Annotated in this window: 16 protein-coding genes and 3 riboswitches; of the genes, 4 read left to right on the top strand and 12 right to left on the bottom strand. The window is 33.6% G+C overall.

Annotated features, from left to right (window positions below; translation table 11 throughout):
* The first annotated feature begins 17 nt into the window (after positions 1-17).
* Complete coding sequence (locus GCQ56_RS13280) at positions 18-749, top strand: bifunctional 2-polyprenyl-6-hydroxyphenol methylase/3-demethylubiquinol 3-O-methyltransferase UbiG (RefSeq protein WP_152734957.1); 732 nt, start codon at positions 18-20, stop codon at positions 747-749.
* Between the two features lie 39 nt (positions 750-788).
* On the top strand, positions 789-1,223 hold the full coding sequence (locus tag GCQ56_RS13275; RefSeq protein WP_152734956.1) for an SRPBCC family protein: 435 nt from the start codon (positions 789-791) through the stop codon (positions 1,221-1,223).
* 66 nt (positions 1,224-1,289) lie between these two features.
* On the opposite strand, the gene GCQ56_RS13270 is transcribed toward GCQ56_RS13275, so the two are convergent.
* Positions 1,290-2,903, bottom strand: coding sequence for a dipeptidase (locus GCQ56_RS13270; RefSeq protein ID WP_152734955.1), 1,614 nt, complete (start codon positions 2,901-2,903; stop codon positions 1,290-1,292).
* Positions 2,904-3,092: 189 nt separating this feature from the next.
* On the opposite strand from GCQ56_RS13270, the gene truA reads away from it, so the two are divergent.
* A complete protein-coding gene (truA, locus tag GCQ56_RS13265; RefSeq protein ID WP_152734954.1) occupies positions 3,093-3,890 on the top strand; it encodes a tRNA pseudouridine(38-40) synthase TruA in 798 nt (265 codons plus the stop codon).
* Here the strand turns inward: truA and GCQ56_RS13260 are convergent.
* Together GCQ56_RS13260 and GCQ56_RS13255 are read right to left on the bottom strand one after the other, a co-directional pair.
* Positions 3,887-6,034: a PAS domain S-box protein gene (locus GCQ56_RS13260; protein ID WP_152734953.1), complete on the bottom strand. Its 2,148-nt coding sequence runs from the start codon at positions 6,032-6,034 to the stop codon at positions 3,887-3,889. The two genes, truA and GCQ56_RS13260, sit on opposite strands and share 4 nt — an antisense overlap.
* A 4-nt stretch (positions 6,035-6,038) precedes the next feature.
* Positions 6,039-7,175, bottom strand: coding sequence for an FIST signal transduction protein (locus GCQ56_RS13255; protein ID WP_152734952.1), 1,137 nt, complete (start codon positions 7,173-7,175; stop codon positions 6,039-6,041).
* 242 nt (positions 7,176-7,417) lie between these two features.
* On the opposite strand from GCQ56_RS13255, the gene GCQ56_RS13250 reads away from it, so the two are divergent.
* Positions 7,418-9,817 carry a penicillin-binding protein 1A gene (locus GCQ56_RS13250; RefSeq protein ID WP_152734951.1) on the top strand — a complete coding sequence of 800 codons (2,400 nt, stop codon included), beginning with the start codon at positions 7,418-7,420 and terminating at the stop codon, positions 9,815-9,817.
* Here GCQ56_RS13250 and GCQ56_RS13245 read toward each other — a convergent pair.
* The 9 genes from GCQ56_RS13245 to GCQ56_RS13205 form a co-directional block, all read right to left on the bottom strand.
* Entirely contained in the window at positions 9,814-10,617 is an 804-nt protein-coding gene (locus tag GCQ56_RS13245; protein ID WP_152734950.1) for a CHAD domain-containing protein, read from the bottom strand. The genes GCQ56_RS13250 and GCQ56_RS13245 overlap by 4 nt on opposite strands.
* Before the next feature lie 185 nt (positions 10,618-10,802).
* On the bottom strand, positions 10,803-12,950 hold the full coding sequence (locus GCQ56_RS13240) for a TonB-dependent receptor (RefSeq protein WP_152734949.1): 2,148 nt from the start codon (positions 12,948-12,950) through the stop codon (positions 10,803-10,805).
* Between the two features lie 120 nt (positions 12,951-13,070).
* Positions 13,071-13,279, bottom strand: a riboswitch (cobalamin riboswitch).
* A 135-nt stretch (positions 13,280-13,414) separates the two neighbouring features.
* Entirely contained in the window at positions 13,415-15,514 is a 2,100-nt protein-coding gene (locus GCQ56_RS13235; RefSeq protein WP_152734948.1) for a TonB-dependent siderophore receptor, read from the bottom strand.
* A gap of 161 nt (positions 15,515-15,675) precedes the next feature.
* A riboswitch (cobalamin riboswitch) is annotated at positions 15,676-15,885 on the bottom strand.
* 81 nt (positions 15,886-15,966) lie between these two features.
* Positions 15,967-17,145, bottom strand: a complete 1,179-nt coding sequence (locus GCQ56_RS13230; RefSeq protein WP_152734947.1) for an ABC transporter substrate-binding protein — start codon at positions 17,143-17,145, stop codon at positions 15,967-15,969.
* Between the two features lie 13 nt (positions 17,146-17,158).
* The gene (locus tag GCQ56_RS13225; RefSeq protein ID WP_152734946.1) at positions 17,159-18,190 is read right to left on the bottom strand and encodes an ABC transporter ATP-binding protein; all 1,032 of its coding nucleotides are present in this window, start codon (positions 18,188-18,190) and stop codon (positions 17,159-17,161) included.
* An 8-nt stretch (positions 18,191-18,198) separates the two neighbouring features.
* Positions 18,199-19,254: an iron ABC transporter permease gene (locus GCQ56_RS13220; RefSeq protein ID WP_152734945.1), complete on the bottom strand. Its 1,056-nt coding sequence runs from the start codon at positions 19,252-19,254 to the stop codon at positions 18,199-18,201.
* Between the two features lie 7 nt (positions 19,255-19,261).
* On the bottom strand, positions 19,262-20,446 hold the full coding sequence (locus GCQ56_RS13215) for an ABC transporter substrate-binding protein (RefSeq protein WP_152734944.1): 1,185 nt from the start codon (positions 20,444-20,446) through the stop codon (positions 19,262-19,264).
* Positions 20,447-20,533: 87 nt separating this feature from the next.
* Positions 20,534-20,675, bottom strand: a riboswitch (cobalamin riboswitch).
* Positions 20,676-20,792: 117 nt separating this feature from the next.
* On the bottom strand, positions 20,793-21,158 hold the full coding sequence (locus tag GCQ56_RS13210; protein WP_152734943.1) for a group 1 truncated hemoglobin: 366 nt from the start codon (positions 21,156-21,158) through the stop codon (positions 20,793-20,795).
* Positions 21,159-21,270: 112 nt separating this feature from the next.
* The gene (locus GCQ56_RS13205; protein ID WP_152734942.1) at positions 21,271-22,269 is read right to left on the bottom strand and encodes a TIM barrel protein; all 999 of its coding nucleotides are present in this window, start codon (positions 22,267-22,269) and stop codon (positions 21,271-21,273) included.
* Positions 22,270-22,288 lie beyond the last annotated feature (19 nt).

Raw genomic sequence — 22,288 nt, 5'->3', positions numbered from 1 at the left:
AATCAGCATTAGTTTAAATGGATTTTTACCAGAGCATTGCCAAATATTATCATCATATATTTCCTTTAAACAAGGTACAAGTTGAGTTTATCAAGAATTCTCATCATGATTCTCCTAATCAATTATCATTATTGGACATTGGTTGTGCAATTGGTGATTTATCCTTGGAGCTCGCTAACAACTACAAATCGGTTACTGCGATTGATTTGGACGAAGAGATGATTAATACTGCGATTGAAAAGGCTAAAGACAAAACCAACTTAGAGTTTCGTGATGAAAACATGTTGCATATTGATGATGCTTTTGGTGAATCATCTTTTAATATCATCGCCTGCTTTGGGAATACGTTAGTTCATCTTGAATCAGAAGAAATGGTAGGTGTATTTTTCGAAAAAGCCAAGGCTGCATTAAAACCTAATGGCAAATTATTATTTCAAATCATTAATTATGATAGAATAATTGATCAGAATGTTAACTTTCTTCCAACTATAGAAAATGACACCATCAAATTCGAAAGAAATTACGAATATCTTAAAGAGCAAAATAAAGTTAATTTCGAAACCATTCTAACCATCAAAGAATCGCAATATCAAATCAAAAACTGTATTCCTCTTCTTGCCATAAGAAAATCGAATATTGAAAAATTATTACTGAGTGCAGGATTTTCGGATATACAATTTTTTGGAAATTTTAAAAGAGATCAGCTAATCGAGAACAGTATGCCTTTAATAGTTGAAGCTAAAGCATAAATTTTCGTATCTTCAATACATCCAAAAACAGATGATAATATGAAGTATACCGTTGAAATAGAAATTAATCAGCCAATTGATAAAGTTGTTGCTCTTTTTAATGATGAAGACAATCTTTTTAAATGGATGCAAGGATTGCAAAGTATAGAACACCTTACGGGAGAACCAGGAAAAAAAGGCTCAACAAGTAAAATGCTTTTTGAAGATGGTAAAAGAGATATTGAAATGATAGAAACAATCATTAGCAATAATTTACCGGAAGAATTAATTGCAACATATGAAGCAAAAGGAGTTTACAATTTGGCTAAAATCAGTTTCATTTCAATTACCGATAATAAAACCAAATATCTTACAGAACAAGAATTTCAATTGAAAGGATTCATGAAAATATTTGGCTGGATAATGCCAGGTGCTTTTAAAAAGCAAACTGCGAAATATCTAAGCATGTTTAAAGAATTCGCCGAAGATAATTAAACAAAAAAATGTGATGAACAGATGTTCATCACATTTTTAATATGATAATCTGGTTCTTAAATCTAATTAAAATCCTAATCCAAATTTCCCCCAATACTTGTTCTCTAATTCTTTCCAACGAAGCATTGTAGCTCCTGTAAAATCGCGAGTATATTTATTCAACAACTCTTTTGCTTCTTCTTTTTTACCCTCTTCAAGAAACTTTTTAACTTGCATCTCAACTCTTTCAGATTCTTCGAACCCTTTATTCTCGAAATAAGCCACTTCTTCCATCATGCCTTCACGAGTTTTCTGCCACTGCAAAGTTGCCAGCTTATTCGCTTTTCTATACTGCCATATTGCTGCATCATCGCGATATCTCTTTTGTCCACAAAACTGAAAGCTTTCAGGCAATTCTGTTGTTCCTGAATAAATAGGAATACGAGGACTCTGACCAGGATTATCAAAAGAAAACCAAGCTCTACCTCCAATTTCATCAGGTAACCAGTCTCTCAACTGAATAATATGAGAATACGAACACCAGGCTACAGCAACAGTTCTTTGGTACTCAATAGTTCCCTCTTTTAAATAGTTACGTAGGTTTCTATGATCTCTGGTTGGCCAAGGATGTGCATTTGGAGCAATAAGTGTATCAACTCCAATTTCTTCCTTATTATCGTTATATTTTTTCTTAATTACTTTAAGGTTTTGAGTCATATCATACTTTGTTCCTTCGTAAGTTTCTCGATAAAGAGCAATTACATCACGAACCGAAACTTTTTTATCTGGCTTTACCGAAAAAGGCAATTCATCAGCCTCAAAATCGAGTCCTAAAGAAGGAGCCAAAGAATTCAAAATAAAAAATTCTCTAATTTTAAATGGCTTTTCAACTTTTCCGTAAGCCTTCCAAAATTTAAATTCTTCTTTACCATCCCAACGTTCTAATTCTTTCGCAACAGAAAAAACATTCTCAGAATACATGAAATAATCCTTATTCTTTTTCTCAATTTTACCAATTCGAGAAATATTTGCAGAAACCCCTACGTGATCGTCAGGAATTCGCTGAGCAGCCCAAACACCACCAATATTATCAGGACCTTCACCAAAAATTTCCAATTGCCAAACTTCTTTTTTATCGGCTATTGTAATACATTCTCCCCAATCTCCATAACCATATTCTTTAATCAATTTTCCGATCAATGTAATGGCATCACGAGCAGTTGTACAACGTTCTAAAGCAATTCGTTCCAATTCTTCAATCAGGAACATTCCATTTTCATTTACCAATTCTTTAGGACCAACAATTGTGGTTTCTCCAATAGCCAATTGCTTTTCGTTTAAACATGGATATGCAGTATTTAAAAAAGAATACGTTTCCTTAGCCTGTGGTATGTTACCCACTATTTTCATATTTCTTCGGTCCCATCGGGTTTCTGTCTTTAGGGTTCCTTTGTAAATATTTACGGTAGTATCCTTTTCGAATTTTTGTCCTTTTTCCACATTCAACCAAGTTCTGTAACGTCCGTCGCAAGTATGACTCGTGATTACTGATCCATCGGTTGATGCTTTTTTACCAACCATGATACTTGTACAACTTTCTCCAAAAAAGGGATCATTAACTTGCTCCAATACACTTTGTGCATTAGAAGTTTGACAGTTAAATGCAACTATAACAAATAGTGCAATCAATAATTTCTTCATTCGTTTGTTGATTAAGGTGTTTGTCTTGTTTAAAATTGAGCCCTAATATAGTTTATTCTGAGATAATTCAGAATCAGTAAAACCTATTTATAAACATTTCAATAAATCAAAAAAGTATTTAATCGAATTAAAATTTCCGCCATTTGATTTTTTAACTTTGCATTCTTAACCCATTCAATACTATTTATAATGAGATACTTTTTCCATGCGGCATACAAAGGCAGTTCATATCGAGGCTGGCAAAAACAGATTAATGCCAAAAGTGTTCAGGAAAGTATCGAAGATATTTTATCCGATTTTCTAAAACAGAAGGTACACTGCCAAGGATGCGGCAGAACCGATGCTGGTGTTCATTCATCGCAATACTATTTTCATATTGATGTAAATAAAGAAATCGATAATCAACTCCTGTTTGCAATAAATCGAATGCTTCCTACAGATATTGCTATTTACGATATTATTAAGGTAGATTCCCGGAATCATGCACAACATAGTGCTTGTGAAAGAACCTATAACTACTTTATTCACATTGAAAAAAATCCTTTCTTAAATGATATAAGCTCTCTTTATAATATTGAAATTGATATCGAAAAAATGCAGATTGCTGCCAATCTTTTAATTGGAGATAACGATTTTCGTGCATTTTGCAAAACGCCAAATAGACACAATCATACCAATTGTGAAATCAGAAAAGCACAATTTTATATAGATCAATCAGGTAAATTTTTCCGATTTGAAATTCGAGGGAACCGTTTTCTGAAAGGAATGATAAGAATATTGATGCATGAATTGATAAAGGTTGGTGAAAATAAAATAAGCATTGAAGAATTTCACCAATGCTTACGAAATAAAATTCCACCAAAGCCACTTAATCTTGCTTATCCTCAAGGTTTATATTTATCGAAAATTGCTTATCCTTTTCTCAAACAAATTCCTTCAAAAGAGTTTTGTCCAATATTGAAAATGCACTCCTGGATTACAATTTAATTGTAATGTTTTGCATATTTCTCTAATTTCAAAAATAGCTCTTCAGGATTAATAGGTTTTGTTACAAAATCGTTCATTCCTGCGGCAAGAACTTTTCCTCTAATTTCATTAAAAGCTGAAGCTGTTACTGCAATAATTGGAATTTCCTTATACTTGTTTGCTTCTAGTTTCCTTATATTTTCTGAAGCAGCATAACCATCCATTATTGGCATTTGCAAATCCATTAAAACCATATCAAAATCTTCTTCCTGTATCTTATCTAATGCCGATTGACCATTTTTAGCAACCTCATATGTAACATTCCATTTCTTTAAAAATTGTTTAATTATCAATACATTCATTGGATTATCTTCTGCAACCAAAACGTGCAAACCTTCAATTTTAGAACATTCCTTAAAGTAATCATCATTAAAATTGACCTGTTGTGCCGATTTCATGCTTGTTTTCAACTCTACATCTACAAAAAAAGATGTTCCTTTATCCAATTCACTTTCAACAGAAATGGTTCCATTCATCAATTCAATGAGCTTACCAGTTATCGCCAATCCTAAGCCTGTACCACCATACAAACGTGTTGTATTAGAATCTGCCTGAGAAAATGACTCAAATATTTGATCCTTTTTATCGGCAGGTATACCAATTCCTGTATCAGAAATTTCAAATTGTAATTTAATATTGTCATTCTTAAAGCTGCTAAAATTCACTTTTAATGACACTGATCCTTCATCAGTAAACTTTATTGCGTTTCCACATAAATTTGTGACAATCTGGGATAAACGTGTCGGATCGCCCATCAAATGAGCAGGAATTTTAGGGTCAACCTCCACAATAAAATCTAAATTCTCCTCTTTCGCTTTCATGTGAAAACCTGCCGCCACATTATTAATAAAATTCCGGAAATTAAAATCAATACTTTCCAATTCTACTTTACCCGCTTCAATTTTACTAAAATCTAAAACGTCGTTAATCAATGTCATTAAATTATCTGCTGATAACTTAAGTATATTCAAATTACTCAATTGATCTTCCCTGGGATTATCTTCTGATAAAAGGTGTGTTACACCAATTACGGCATTCATTGGAGTTCTAATTTCATGGGACATAGTAGATAAAAACAATGCTTTTGCCCTAGTCGCTTCCTCGGCTTTTTCTTTGGCCAAAATAAGTTCTGATTCCACTCTTTTTCTCTCCGATAAATCATTCAAAGCAACAAATAATATATTTCCCTCACTTAACTGAATTGGATTTAAACTCACTTCAACAGGGAACTCTGTACCATCAGCTTTTTTATGAACCCAATCAAATTTATTATAACCATTTTCTTTTGCAATACGAATCATTTCCACTACTTTATCTGATGATTTTGAACCATCAGGTTGATATTCTGGTGAAAAATCCTTTACATATTTACCAACAAGATTTTCTTTCCCATCAACACCATATAAATTTGCACAAGCATTATTGCATTCTATAAATCGTGCCTCTTTTATTATTAAATAAGCAACTGATGATTTTTCAAAAATTAACTTGAATTTCTCAATGGTCAAATTCTTCTCTTTTTCAAGATTTTTTCTAGTGGAAATATCTTTAATAAAACCTGTTAAACCTGTGACTATTCCACTATCATTAATTGATACTCGAGCCAGAAGTTCACACCATTTATAACTTCCATTTCTTGTTACAAATCGAACTTCACCCTGACAATCAACCTCTTCTCCATCGATCAATCTCTTTAATTTTATTTTACACAAATCAATGTCAGAAGGATGCATAAATTCAAAAATATTGATCCCAATACTATCGTTTAAATCAAATCCCGTAATATGAGTCCACGCAGAATTTAGATACAACCACTCACCTTCAACATTTGCCTGAAAAATTATTTCACTAATGTTCTCAACTATAGATTTAAGTCTGGTACTTGCAGTTTTAGCTTCCTCTTTCTGAGATTCCAAACTAATTTGCAGTTCACGATTTACATTAAACAATTCCTGAGAACTCTTTTCTAAAACATTCTCAATTTGCTTTATGTCAGTATCAAAACCGGCATAAGCTGAATCAATGACAAACAGAAAATCTTTAAATCGTTCCTGTTCTTCTTGTGATAAATACTTCCGAATTTGTCTCTTCAATAATCGATGCATAAAGTTATTTTTCAGAAATAGTTGTAATTGTCATAGTCTGATTATGCAATAAACATGGTGTATTGCATCTGAACGGAGAAATTTCCCCATAAGAGTAAAATCCAGTTATATTAGCCTGCTTTCCAACTACATCAGCAACTGCCTCAACTTCCTCTTCTATCAATTGTTTTAGTACTAACTTTCTACCAACACAACTTATTAATATAGCCAATTCTGCATCACCTTTAGGAAGCATTTCGGTTGTTGTTATCGCAGAGCTTTCAGCTCCACTTATTAAACGATCAACGTTTGCTTTCATCAACTTTACATACGAACCTTCAGGAATATCACCTGCAAATATCAACGATTGTTCCTCTTCGTTAATTCCTAAAATGGTTCTTACTACCGGTTCCGACACTCCATTTTCTCTCAAACTTAAAGGAAATAATAAACCTGAAGCTGGCAATTCCGATGCCCTTTCTCCCAAAAATGATTTATAAAGCTCGAGTGCAGGTTTATCATCCAACTCAAACAATATATTATCTTTTGATTTTGTGACTAAACGTTCAAGACCAAAACTATCCCAGCCTCCATTGGAACCATATCCTATCGTTATTTGATCGCCATAAAAACCTAAGGCAGCAATGCAGTTTTTAGAAGGATTTCCGTTTTTATCAAAAACAACAGTTTCTTTAAAATCTGTCCCATCTGCTGCTAATCCACCAGTGACCCTAACCTTCGATGGTAAATGTGCTTCAATTCCTTCAACTAACTTAGCACCATTAATATTTAAGCCATCGGAAAATAGCATAACATGTTTTAAATTGTGAGGTGATAAGCTTTTAATTAGTGCTTCGCTTCCTTTTATACCATCTTCATAATCTAATAATGAGATTGATTCTAATTTTACATGTGATTTTTCAAACTTTACTGCAGTAATGGATACAGATGAATCTTTCACTTCAATACCCGATATTTCACCTGCTGATGAACAACCAAAAACAATTGCCTCTGGAAAAGCAGATCTAATCTCTTTCATCAAATTAGGTTTCAGTAATAATGACCTTTCCCCAAATACAAATAGTAAATCAGGAATAATATTAATATTTCTAACATCCTGGAAATTATTCTGATTTTGTATATTTATTCTTTCAACTTTCATATCCCCCCTGGTAAATTTACAAGTAGTTAAATCTTAACAAAAACTGGTTTTACATTAGATATAAAACCATTCGTCAACAGTAAATTACGAAAACCTTTTCATACTGTTACATAAATTACTTACAATTATGATATTTATTAACTAATTTTAATGCCTGAAAGAAAATATTCGGTCTTTATCTCTATAATCTTTACAAAAATTCTTCGTTACTATTTAATAAACCAGCATTACTCAAAAATATAATGTCCAAAACAAAAAAATCAACTTCTAAAAATACACGCTCTAAAAAAAAGAGTGGAAATAAACGTAAATCAAAGAAGTCATCCTTTCGTCGATTTCTAATAAAATTTGGCTTATTAGGTTTATTTTTTGCCATTTTAGCTTTTGGTCTTTTATTTTCTAGTGTTTACATTGGACTGTGGGGTAAATTACCAGATTATTATACGCTGAAAAACATCAAAAATGCTGAAGCTTCTGAAATTTACTCGGAAGATGGAATTTTACTTGGAAGAGTTTATGCCGAAAACCGAACCAATGTAAATTTTAAAGATATATCACCTAACGTAATTAATTCGCTAATTGCAACTGAAGATGCACGTTTTTATGAACATCAAGGTGTGGATCAAAAAAGCTTGTTGCGTGTTTTGGTTAAATCTTTAATCATGCGAGATAGAAGTGCTGGTGGTGGTAGTACTTTGAGCCAACAATTAGCCAAAAATCTTTATCCAAGGAAGAAACTCGGTGCATTTAGCATGCCGGTAAATAAAATGAGAGAAGCTATCACAGCTTCGCGGTTGGAAAAAATCTATTCAAAAAAAGAGATCCTGCAATTATATCTAAATACTGTCTCTTTTGGCGAGAATGTATTTGGAATAGAAAGTGCTTCACGTCAATTCTTTAGCAAACCGGCATCTGCATTAAAAACACATGAATGCGCTGTTCTTATAGGAATGTTGAAAGCACCAACGTCATACAATCCCCGCTTGCATCCAGAGAGATCGAAAAAGAGAAGAAACACAGTTCTTTCGCAAATGGCGAAATATGATTTTATATCGGATAACAAAGCTGAACAATTAAAAAAGCTCCCACTTGTAATTCAATACAACAAACAATCGTCGAGAAGTGGAATTGCTCCATACTTAAGAGAAAAAATAAGATTAGAAGTCAATAAAATATTAAAAGATTATCCAAAAGATGATGGTACTTTTTATGATATCTATAGAGATGGTTTAAGAATAAAAACAACGTTGGATTATAGTCTACAGAACTATGCTGAACAATCAGTTACTGAACATTTAAAGCGACTACAAACTCTTTTTAAAAAGCATTGGGGTAATACTGACCCTTGGCACGACAATAAAAATATATTAGTTGATGCTAAACAAAACTCTATTCGATACAAAACACTCAAAAAACAGGGGAAAACTGAACAAGAAATAAATCAGAATTTCAATAAAAAAACGAACATGAAAATTTTCACCTGGAATGGTGAAAAACAAGTGAAAATGTCACCTCTTGATTCTATCAAGCATTACGTTCAACTTTTAAACACTGGTTTTTTAGCCATGGAACCTAAAACTGGTAAAATAAAAGTATGGGTTGGGGGAATCGATTTTTCCTATTTTAAATACGATCATGTAACTGCCAAACGACAGGTTGGTTCAGTTTTTAAACCCATTATTTACGCATCGGCTTTGGAAGAAGGTTCATCTCCTTTCGATTATTATAAAAACGAAAGAAAGATTTACAAAGAGTATGACAATTGGTCTCCAAGAAATGCTGATAATCTATATGAAGGTAGCTATAGTATGGAAGGTGCATTGGCTGAATCGGTAAATACAATAGCGGTTGATATTTTGTTGGAAACAGGAATTCGGGATGCCATTGTCCTGGCTGAAGAAATGGGTATTGATAGTCATTTACCTAAAGTTCCATCGCTTGCATTAGGTACAGCTAATATTTCCCTACTGGAAATGATACAAGTTTATGCAACACTTGCAAATAGAGGTCTTCATGTTGATCCCTATTATTTAAGCAAAATTGAAGATAAAAAAGGGAATGTTATTATTGATTTAAATTCCAAGCAAGAAGAACCCAGATATGTATTAACGCCTAAAAATGCTGATATTATTAATCACATGCTTCAGGCTGTAGTAAACGAAGGAACTGGAAAATCCTTACGAGAAGTATACAAATTAGAAGGTGATTTGGCTGGGAAAACAGGAACAACCAACTCTCAAGCAGACGGTTGGTATATTGGATACAATTCCAATTTAGTCGCAGGTGCATGGGTTGGTGCAGATGATATGCGTATTCATTTTAGATCGTTAACTCTGGGACAAGGCGCGAGTATGGCTTTACCAATTTATGGTAAATTCATGAAGAAAATTAGCTCTAACCGTAAATACAATAACTATGGATTCTCATCAATAGCTAAACCTGAACCTGAAATTTTAGCGGAACTAAATATCCCTCATTATCTGCCTGAAAATTCGGGAATATTAAACAATATTTTTGGAGTTAAGTCAAAAGATCATGACAAATTGATGAAACGTAAAGAACGGAGAGAAAATCGTAAAAAAGAACGAAAATCAATTTATCAAAAAATCAAAAACATTTTTAAGCGAAAAAACAAAGACTAATGCTTGAGAAAATGAGTTAACATTTTCTTTTTAAACTCTTTACTTAAGTTGTTTTTTTCGGTTCTATTTTTATTTTTTATTTCACGGACCAATGATTTAAACTCTGCATTTGGTGATGTTGATTGCATTTTGGATAGTTTTTTATCCAAAACATCTCGATCGTGCCAATTGCCAAGAATCGTTTCCGTTTCATTTACAATAGACAATTCACTTTTTAATTTTTCATCATCAAGTAAATTGGTAAGCAACTGAAGAATGGATTTAATTATTTTGAAAAACTTTCGAATATCATGATAATATTCCTCCCCTCGTGAAGATGCCCATAACTTATAAATTAGATCTAATTCATCACGAATTATTCTATCTGCCTTTTCTCTAGCATCCTTAATATCAACTTTATCTAAAGCTGAATTTAGAATATCAACTTTCTTTTGAAATTTGGTAATCTTAAATTTACCAAGCCTCTTGCTTAATTCATCTTCATATTTACTTCTTTGTTCTTCAAGAACATTTACTATTGGTTTTTGATTTTTAAGCTTACAGTTATCAACCAGCAATTTACTCACCTGAATTGAACGTAGACGACCCGAATATTTAAATATTGATTGAAGTTGCTGCAGAATTTTACCAACAGCTTCTCCTTCTATCTCGAATGCATCAACTAACAATAATAAACTTCTAATATTTTTAATATCCACTCGCAATTTGTGAACATCCTCTTCTTTCAATCCCTTAGCCTTCGATAAATGAACCAAAAACGAATTGAATCTCTCCTTATAAAATGCGTTTATTTTATTCATATCCTCCCTGTTTTATATACAAGATACACAAAATCAAAATATTAGAAAAAAAAGATCTGAGTATAGAATAAATTCATTTGCGAAATTGAATATCATATTTATTTATGTTTTTTGATACACTTAACAATAAACAATAAAAAAAAGGGCATTTATATAAAATGCCCTTTTCTATAAGTATTCTCTTATTAGAATTTATATGTAAATCTTGCAGTTACCGTTCTTCCCGGCATATTGTAACCATCTTTTTCTGAATAATTTTCATCAAACAAATTGGCAACAGTAAGCCCAACACCATAATGATCATTAATTTTATAATTTACGCTATAATCAAAAACATAATATACAGGATGACGCAATACATCTTCGTTGATTAGATCGGTTCTTACATTTTCTCCTTTATGGTTTATTGGAGCTCGTGTAATATTTGGCCAATTTGAATAATCTGCAGTATACATGTAATTATCTTCATAACGATGACCAATATATCTTCCATTTAAGCGAGTAGAGAAACCTTTAAGGTTATCAAATTCAACTCCAAAAGATGCGTTATTGTCTCTAACGTAAGTCATTTCGGACTTTAAGTAAGAACCATCCAATTGTTTGTTCTTAACAGTTGCGTCAAAAATATGAGTATAGTTTAAATAAAAACGTAAGGAGTATTCGTAATCAGTTAAAGCGCCAAAATCATATGAAGCTACTATTTCAAGACCATTCATATCCGCTTTATCTGCATTAGCAAATGTTTTATCTCCATTATCCATATCCTCATTAACAATTTTATCGGAATGATGTGTATCAAAGTAGGTTAAATCGAAATTGATTCCATTCTTGAAATTCTTATAACCGAAACCAAAATCCCATGTATTGGATTTTTCAGGATCTAAACTTGCTTTCCCAACCGTTTTTCCAAATGCTGTCTGATACTCTCCTGCCACTTGAAATGCACTCGGTGCAAGAAAAGCATCCCCCCAACTTGAGTGAACTGATAATCCACCAACAATATCATATTTCACGCCAATATTTTTAGTAAACACCCAATAGTCTTCTGAGCTTGAATCATTTCCTAAAAATTCGTTTGCTTTGGTTTTAAACTTTACGTTGTCACCACGCATACCAACTGAGGCATTCAGTCTCCCATTAAAAAAGTTCATTTGAAATTGAGAGTACAAACCTGTAGCAATATTATTATAGTCGGGTTGAAATGGAGATTCCAGACTTCCTTCTGTAGTATAATTTAAACTCTCATATTTTTGAGTGTTATTATCGATCCCAATTGCTAAAATATGATCATTTAAATAAATCGCATCGTTTAATTGAAAACCGTAATTCTTATAAGTATATTTCGTATCGCCATAAGAATCGTTTCCTAAATCAAAATTTTGTTCCTCTTGCTTAGAATAGTATGGCGAAAAAGTCAGGTTGTGAATTCCCTGTTTCCCCTTTAAATCAAAACCAACAGTATATCGTTCTAAATCTTTAGAATCCATACCATATACATGCCAAAAAGAACCTGGAGTTTCAACATCATTTCCTTTAAAGAAGGATCCATTCAAATTCAATTTCCAATCGTATGACAAGTTAACTCCAATTCTTGCATTTATACTGTGCTTCTGGAATTTAGTATTCTCCATTCTTTCACCATAGGTTGTCGGATCTAAAATTGTTTCAGCGTAATCCTTATCGTAAAAATTATTGTCTCCTACCATATAATCTTTACCCTGATTGTGAAAAGCATAAGAGAAATCGAAATCTACATTTTCTGAAACAGAACCACCAATACTTACATTTGCCTTAGATGTTTGGAAACTACCATACTCAAGTCCAACCGAACCACCTAATTCTCCTGTACTTTCTTTGGTTACAATATTCACAACACCACCCATTGCATCGGAACCATATTGCGAAGAAAATGGTCCTTTTAAAATTTCAACACGCTCGACATTGTTTAAATCGATACTAGCAATATTATTGGTTCCTGAAGGCTTACCATTAATCAAAATTACAGCATATTTACTCGAAGTAGATGCTGCGAAACCACGAATACCAATCCCTGCATTAATACCTGAATACTGCTGAATATCAATTGCGGAATTAGCTTTTAATAAATCTGCCATATTTACCGCTGGCGATGATTCGATAACTCGTTTGGTAATTACATCCACTTTTTGCGGTAGATCTTTCATTTTTGCATTAACACGTGATGCATTCACTTTAACTTCCGATAAGTTTAAATGCTTAACAGCCGTTGTGTCATTGAAATTCTTTGGCGTTTCTTCTGCCTTAAGGTTAAAAATAGAAGACAAAGCAAAAACCGCAACAATAATTTTTTTCATAACTAAAATACAGTAATAAATAATATTATTAATGCATTACATTCAGGTACAGATAAAAGAATTGATTAGACAAGATATTGTCCATTTTCTTTTGTCCCTTGCTTCAATACCCGAAAGCAATGACGATAAGTTTGCACTGGCAGGTCTTCTGACTTACTCAACTTTTTCCGCCTTCCCATTCTAAGTTAATTCGAACAGTGGCATTGTAGTGAAAAAGCTTATTTATGAGCTTACAGCTACGGGAACAGCTCCGGACTTTCACCGGATTCCCTTTTCATCTCCATCTGACAAAAATCAGATTCACGAGAACCAATTGCACTGCAAATGTATAAAAAAATACAAAATCAGACTCATGAATCCCTTATTTTTACAACACACTGTATTTCAACTATTAATATAATAAACTAAAAATTCGATACTTTTAAAAAGTATCGAATTGACATAAAAACTAAAAATTGTAAGTATTAGAACTTATAATTGAATTTCATTGTTACTGCTCTACCCGGCATATTATAACCATCTTTTTCGGTATAATTTTCATCTAATAAATTAGCAATGCTTAAACCTAAAGTATATTTATCCTTTATTGTGTAATTTGCAGAGTAATCAAAAGTCATAAAGTCAGGGTGTTTTAACACACCATCTGTAACAGTTGGACGCACTGAATACCAGGTATACCAGTTATCTTCGTAACGATGTCCACTATATCTTGCATTCAAACGGGTGTAAAATCCTTTCAAATTATCAAACTCAACTCCAAAGTTTCCAGATTTTTCACGAACATATCTTAGATCATACTCAGTAGGATCTTTTTCCAGTTTCATTTTTGTATCGAATAGATGAGTATAATTCGCATACAATCTCAAAGAATAGTTATAATCTGAAAGAGCTCCAAAATCGTAGGCAGCTTCTATTTCCAAACCATTCATGTCCGATTCGTTGGCGTTATTATAAGTTTTGATATTATTATCCTGATCCTTCCATTCAGAAACGATCATATCATCATGATGAGTATCGAAATAGGTGACATCAAATTTAATTCCCTTCTTAAAATTATCATAGGTGAAACCAAAATCAACAGTTCTTGATTTTTCAGGATCCAATTCTGAATTCCCTTCATAATTGTAATAACCACTGTATGATCCTGCTACCTGATATGCACTTGGTGCAAGAAAAGCTGTTCCAAAACTAGAGTGAACACTTAGATTCTTAACAATTTTATATTTTAAACCTAGATTTGGATTGAAGGTAGAATAGCTCTCATCTGATTTCTTTGCACTAATCAATTCATTGGCTTCAATCTGAAATTTGATGTAATCATATCTACCACCTAGCGAAATATTTAATGCATCATTCAGCAATTTCATGTTCATTTGAACAAATGCGCCATAGTTTCTATCGTAATTGTCCGGGTTATATGGTGCATCCATAGCTCCATCAGCCTCCCAACGTAAATTTTCATACTTATTGGTTTTGCTATCCAATCCTATTACCAGTGTATGTTTGTCAATCACAATTTTATCTTGCGCTTGAAATCCATACACCTTTAAAACACTATTGCTACTGTTGTAGTATTTCTCTTCCGAATTCAATTCGAAATAATCATTATCCTCCTTACTGTAATAGGGAGCAAAGGAAAGATGATGTTGATTGATCACACCTGTAAGATCAAACCCTACCCTATATCTTTCCAAATCTTTTCGATCCATGCCATTTACATGCCAGAACGATCCGGGAGTTTCCACATCATCAGCAAGAAAATACTCTGTATTCAAATTAAGAGTCCAATCATCATTAATCTCATAACCAAGTCTTAAATTGTAATTTGTCTTAGTGAATTTCGTATTCACCATTCTTTCACCATAAGTATCTTCCGAAATAATAGATTTCTCTAATTTTGAAGTATAAGTGAAATTATTATCACCTATTTTATAGTCTTTATTTTGCTGATGTCTGCTGTAGGCAAAATCAAATGAAAATTTCTCTGATAAGTCACCTCCAACATTTGCAATTACATCAGTTGTCTCGAAACTTCCGTAGGCAAAAGAAATATTACCACCTATTTCACCATCAGATTTTTTGGTAATGATATTAATAACACCAGCCATAGCATCAGAACCATAAAGTGACGAGAATGGTCCTTTTAAAATCTCTACTCTTTCAACATTAGCCATATTCAGAGTCGCAATATTCTCTGTTCCAGCTGGCTTTCCGTTAACCAAAATTACATTGTATTTGTTACTTGTTGATGGACTAAAACCACGCATTCCTACAGCCGATTTTATTCCTGGATACTGTATAATATCCAAACCTGTACTCTTTTTCAACAACTCTCCAATATCATTGGCTGGAGTAGATTCAATACGTCTGGCAGTAATTACCTCAACCTTTTGTGGCAAATCCTTCATTTTTGCACTTACACGCGAAGCGTTGATCTTCACTTCTGATAAATTTAAATGTCGTACCGCCGTAGTGTCGTTTGTCGGATTTGGAATTTCATCAGCTTTAACTGCAGTGTTCAATAGTGATAGCAATGCAAAAGCTGTTAAAAATGTTCTTTTCATGTCTTTTAAGAATAAAATGAAAATAAGTTTAACTAATGCATGCAATCAGGGAGCGAAAAGAAAAATCTAACATGAAGAATTAAGGACCAGTTATGGCAAATCAATCCCAATACTCTTTGTGAAAAGTTTTCGTTCACTTGCTCTTTTTCCCGAAAGCAATGACTTAAAATATTCGCAAAGGCAGGTCTTCTGACTTGTTCTACTTTTTGAGGCCTTCCCATTTCAATTAATCGAAACAGTGGCAATAGGTCATTCAAAAAGCTTTTTTTAGAACTTACAGCTACGGGTATAGTTCCGGATTTTCACCGGATTCCCTTTTCATTTTCACAATCGAATAATGGTTGTGAAAAACCAAATGCGTCGCAAATGTATACATTTTTTAATTATACAATAAAAAATTGCATGCTTTTTTCTCAATTACATATTAACAATCTGAACCTAAGAAGAGAATTTTATTTTTTATTCAAAAAGTGAAGCTTACTAAAGAAGTAAGTGGTATCATTAGGTAACAATTCGGGATGCAAAATCTTAATAAAATCTTTTAAGGCTACATCAGGATTTACACTTCCTCTTTCCCACCAATCACTACCTCCTGTAGCATTGGTTCTTTTGTATATATTATATATTTCCTTTTGTTTAAATGGCTTAAATTGAGTGAAAATTTCACCTCCATTTTCAATATCATTCAAACTTTTACAAACGCCAGGATATATCCAAACGTCGGTATTATTACAAGATTCTAAAACAGATTCTACGCTCATTGGAATATTTCCTCTTGATTCATCATCATAAAGAAAATAATTGGCTCCAGCATCCCTTAAATAGCTAACCATATAATTTCGTCCACCCGGCATAAACCATGTTCCTTTATAACTCCACCCAAGCAATACATTTGGTTTTTGCTTCACTTTTGCAACTCTTGATTTAAGCTTGTTATAGTTATTTTCAATTTCAGTAAACATTGAATCAGCTAAACTCTCTTTATTGAAAAAAGCTGCAGTAAATTTCAACCACTCGGCTCTTGCCAATGGTGTAGATTCCATCCAATTAATTGAATAAGACAACTTTAATCCGTTTTCTTCCAATTGTGCTTCACCAGATTTAACCTCATTATAAGCCGAAAGTATGATCAAATCAGGATTCAAATCTACAATGGTTTCTATATCAATATTTTTATTGTGAGCTCCTCCTAAATTTAGAATCTTTCCTCTTTCTACTTTAGCAAATAGTTTTTCATTAAAAACTTTTCTGGCTCTTGTCATTCCCACAACCTTATCTTCTAGTCCCAACTTTACAATTGGTCCCACATGAGTATTCGAAAATAGAGCTACAGTTTTTACTGGAACATTAACTACAACATGTCTCTTACTCACTTCAGCAGGTACAACTTTTCCTCTTGGTACAAGCGCATATTTCCTCAAGATCTCATCATTCTTCCAAGGATTAAATACCTTTATTTCCTTATAGCCATTTTTCATCTCAATACTAAAACCAATGGCATGATTTACCTTACTTGTAAAAGCAAAGTCAGTTAGATCTTCAACTATATCAATTCTGCTTCGCTCATTGCTGTCATTAGACCAACAGCCCATTAGTATAAGTACCAAAAGCACCAGTAGTATTCTCTGCATGATTTAGATAGAGTTAAGATTTAGTCAAGTTACTGCGTAGGTGTAATAATAATTCCTGAATGCTGGTACATTTTATTGTAGAGCCATTTTGTTCTATTTCCCACTCCATAGAATCTTCCAATAAATTAACACAACAATCACCAACTTTTTCGCAACTCACCTGGTAACCTTCTCGTGATAAAGCCCGTTGTGTCCAAAAACCCATTACATCATTACCCAAAAGCTGGATTCTTTGTTTTTTCTGATAATTCATAATAAAATTCCCTGTTTTTCGATCGAAATTAAATGATTTATTATGAAAGGTGTCTTCAATACTTCCATTTAAAACTAAATCTTCAGGAGCACCTATTTTAACCGGCTGATTTCTTGCCATTAACCATATTACATCCGCAGCCTGTAAAGCCAAATCCAATTCATGAGTAGATAAAAGAATAGCCTTATTGGTCTCTCTTGCCAGGCGATGTAACAAGCGCATTATTTCAACTCTATTTGGTAAGTCGAGATGTGCTGTTGGTTCATCTAGCATGATTAAAGGCGTATCCTGAGCCAAAGCTTTTGCAATCATTACTCTCTGTCTTTCTCCATCACTCAGCTGATTGATAAAATGATTTGCATAGTGTAACAGTCCAACCTGTTCCAAAGCCCATTTTATCTTATCATTATCTTCTTGGGACAATTTCCCCATCCAGGAGGTATAAGGATGACGCCCTAAAGAAACAATGTGATAAACAGTAAGATTTCCAACGTTGATTCTCTCAGTTAAGACAATACTCAACAGTTGAGCAATCTCTTTAAAATTTCTATCTTTTATTGGAATTCCTTCAACTAAAGTGCAACCCGAAAGCGGAGGTTGAATTCCTGCAATGGTTCTCATTAAAGTAGACTTCCCCGCTCCATTGGGTCCCAACAGACAAACCATTTCACCTCTTCTAATGGTTAAATCAATATTAGAGAGTAAGCACAAGGTCTCTTTTTTCCCTTGCTTGTACCCAATGGAAAGATCTTGTGTGACCAGTATATCTTGATTTTCTTTTCTTTCTTTCATAAATCCCTCTATCCTGCAAAAGATGCCTTAACATTTCTACTCCTCATGATTACCCAAATAACAACCGGTCCTCCAAACAATGCAGTTACAGAATTGATAGGCAATGTATTTTGATTCCCTGGAATTTGTGAAATAATATCACAAGACAACATGATGGCTGCACCAATTAAAACTACAGCTGGCATTAATACCTTATGACTTGCTGTTCTGAATATGGCGCGAGCAATATGAGGTACAGCAACACCTACAAAAGCAATTGGACCTGTAAATGCTGTTAAGGTTCCTGCAATTAAAGCGGTGCTAATAATTACTGCTATTCTTATTCTATTAACTGATATTCCCACACCTCTTGCATAATTCTCTCCTAATAATAAGGCATCCATAGGTTTAATTAACAAAAATGCCATTATCATACCGATAAATACAATCGGTCCCATTACCTGCATTTCGTTCCAAGTAACACCAGCTAATGACCCAAATGTCCACACGATAAAACTTTGAATTTGCTCAGGATCACTAAAATACTGAAGAATATTTACCACTGCACCAGTGATACTTCCAAACATGATTCCTATAATTAAAAGAGAAACACTATCAGATATGCGAATTGAAGCTAAAGCAACTAATAGAAACACCAATGAGGCACCAGCCACTGCTGCAACCACTAAAGCCCAACTCCCCAAAAGTGCCGAAATTGTTCCAAAAAATGCTGGAACAATAGCCGAAGCCATTACCATAAGGGCAACTCCAAGACTAGCTCCTGAACTTATTCCTAATACAAATGGTCCGGCAAGAGGATTTCTAAATAAGGTTTGCATCATTAATCCTGTGACCGACAAACCAGCTCCTACAAAAATTGCAGTAAGTGCTTTAGGCAATCTAAAATTCAAAACAATATAATTCCAGGAAGATTTAACATCGCCACCAAAAAGTATGGTAAACACCTTTCTAAATGGAATGCTAACTGATCCGAAAATCAAATCCAGAAGAAAAACTCCTACTATAATCACAATCAGAGCTCCAAATAAGATGGAAACAAGTTGTCCACTTTTTCTCTTTATCATTCTTCTACTATTTCAGTTTTTGATAAAAGTGCAATTCATAATCAGGGAGAATTTCCGGATGCAATATCTTTATTACATCTTTGAAAACAACATCTGGCTGCATTACTCCTGATTCGTACCAATCATTAGCTCCACTTTCTTTCATGCGTTTGGTGTAACAGTAAACTTCTTTGGTTTTATAAGATTTAAACAATGAGTATCTCTCATCTAATCCATTCAAATCTTCAATAGTTCTACACTGCCCAGGTCCAAACCAAATATCCGCTTCACTTTGCTTGTCGAATACCACTTCGAAACTTAAAGGAATACTTCCGCTTGAGCTATCAGAAAACCAGCAGTAATCAGCTTTCCCATCGCGTAAAAACTGAGCCAGATACGATTGTCCTCCAGGCATATACCAAACACCTTTAAAGTTGTATCCAGATAGAATACTAGGTTCATTCGCAACTGTTTTTACTAATGATTTTAGCTGATTATATCTTGAATCAATCTCGTTAAAATGTTTTTCAGCTTCAGCTTCTTTATTAAAAAAGGCAGCAATAAACTTAGCCCATTCGGCACGAGCCAAAGGAGAAGATTCCATCCATTCAATATTGTATGCCACCGGTAAACCTGCATGCATCAATTTGCTTTCTCTCTCAGTAACCTTCATAAATCCAGCAACCATCACCAAATCAGGATCAATCTCAAGAATTTTCTCAAAATTTAAAGTTTCAGCATGACCAACAGCTTGAATATTTCCTGCCTTTACCTTTCGATGTATATCTTCATCGTATATTCTATCCTTTAAGGAGACTGCTACAATTTTATCCTCAACACCAAGAAATTTTAAAATTCCTATCTGAGTACTCGAAAGTGCTGCAATACTTTTTACCGGAACTTCAACTAAAAGACCATCCTTAGGTAAATCGACTTGAATTTTTTCTCCACGATTCTTCAGGTAGTATTTTTGAAAAACTTTGCCTGGATTCCACGGATCCCAAACAATTAATTCTTTAACTCCTTTTTGCAGGATTTTAATTTGAAAGCCTTTGGCATACTTAATATCAGATTGATGATAAAAGGAGGAATCAGCAGTTGATTCCTGAGAAAGCACTTCTTTCTTCTGTTTGGAATCTCCCGATTGACAGGCAGAACACCAAAGAAGGCTGAAAAATAGAATTCCAACACTTAAAGATCTTACTAAATTCATTTTCTTCCACAATAATTGTGGGGAAGGTTGACTAGAAAATACAATTCACAAAATTATACCTTCGTTACTCAGTTCCCCGAAGTTACGAAACAGTTTATTTTATCAGGCAGGTATTCCGACTTACTTTCATTAATCCATAAGAAAGATTACGGCTGCGGGGACAGTTCTGGTTTTACACCAGATTCCCTTTTCATTCCCTCAAGAGGAAACCCAATTGTTGCAAATCTATGCAATATTTTGGAAATAATTAGATGATTTAAAATATCAGGTAGCAAAATGAAGGTATAGAATAAAAAAAGAGAGGTGAAAATTGATTTCCATCTCTCTTAATTTCAATTGCTCATTTTTATACAGCAACAATCTCTTTGCGCATACTATAAAGTACAAACAATACTTCCTCTTTTTCTTTTTGCCCTACATTACTCATGTCAAGTGCTTTTAAAACATCATCGACAACCGCATTAAATTCCGCCTCACTAATATTCATACCTTTGTGTGTTGCCAGCATATCCTTTCCCTCGTAAACCGATGGTCCACCTGTTCCCATTATAAAAAAACTTGCTGCGCCATTCTTTAATTTGGAAACATCCATATTTGAATTCTCAAATCGTGTTGCAATAGCTTTATTTTCAAAATGTAAATCCACCGCATCACCTGCAATCTTTGTAATTCCTTCGCTCCCGCCTAATCTTTCGTAAAGTGATTTTTCCATATCCTAACCTCCTCTATATTTGAAATAAAAGAGAAAATACGGAGATTTAGAACCAATGTCAATTAATTAAACAAAAGGAGAAAGTAAATAAGTGCACCAATGATAGGATACCCTACAACAAATTATTTCTTTGTATTTCCAATTTCTCTGAGAATTCATTCATATTTTTCGAAATGAATTCATGAATTACAATTTCTGGTTCAACTTCTGCTACAATTTCTTTTACACGCTCGGTCTCAAAAGGTAAATGCTGATCTATCTGTAAAACATGATCTCTGGCAACTGAATATTTCTTTGTAAAATTCAAATCATTCCATCCTTCAGGTAACCCACTCATTATTTGATTAATCTGATATTCTCCCGACAAGCTACAATTCAAGTGCAAGCTTTTAATCTTAGTTTGAATATCCTTTGACAACCTTGAGATTCTATCCAACACAAAATCGACAGCTTCATCTTCGCAACGCAAAGCAGAATTTGCATTCATTAAGTGACCTGTATCCAAAAGTAAATTCCAATTTGAAAACTCCAATCTCCCAGCAAAATCATCAGCTTGTGCGGGAAATAGAAAATCCAGTCCTGGCCACCACAAATTTTCGATTGCCAATGTAACAGGTGGTTCTCCATCAGCAAACTCCTGAGCAGTCTTATTTAATAAATCAGCAAACGAATCTAAAACTTCAGTACTTTTATAAGTAAAATCTCTAGTAAAAGCATCTTCGAGTTCAACATGGGCAGCATGCAGCACAGCATGAGTAGGATTAAATAAACTGGCATTTTCCCACAATTGCTTTTGAGAAGTCACCATCTCTGTAGCATTTTTTCCCCCACAACAATATTGTAAATGATTCATTGGAGTATTGGGGAAATAATATTTAGCTGCCTCTTCTCCTTTCCTCCAAACGTCTAACCATGTTACCCAAAATGGCAAATGGATACTTTGTACAATTTCACTGGGTATATCACTTGAAGGCTTATCGTAACCAATTAATAGTTCTATTCCATCAAGTTCTTTTTCCTTTATATAATCTTTCAGACCTTCCCATTTGTTATCAAATTTATTCACATCAGATGGATGAACAGAAAAGTCAATTAGGTTTTGGTAGCTCATTCTTGTAAAATTTGTTCCA

This window comes from Marinifilum sp. N1E240 (genome assembly GCF_009295825.1).
Classification (GTDB): Bacteria; Bacteroidota; Bacteroidia; order Bacteroidales; family Marinifilaceae; genus Marinifilum_A; species Marinifilum_A sediminis.
The sequence above is the reverse complement of the archived record's forward strand: the minus strand, read 5'-3'. Positions and strand labels throughout refer to the sequence as shown.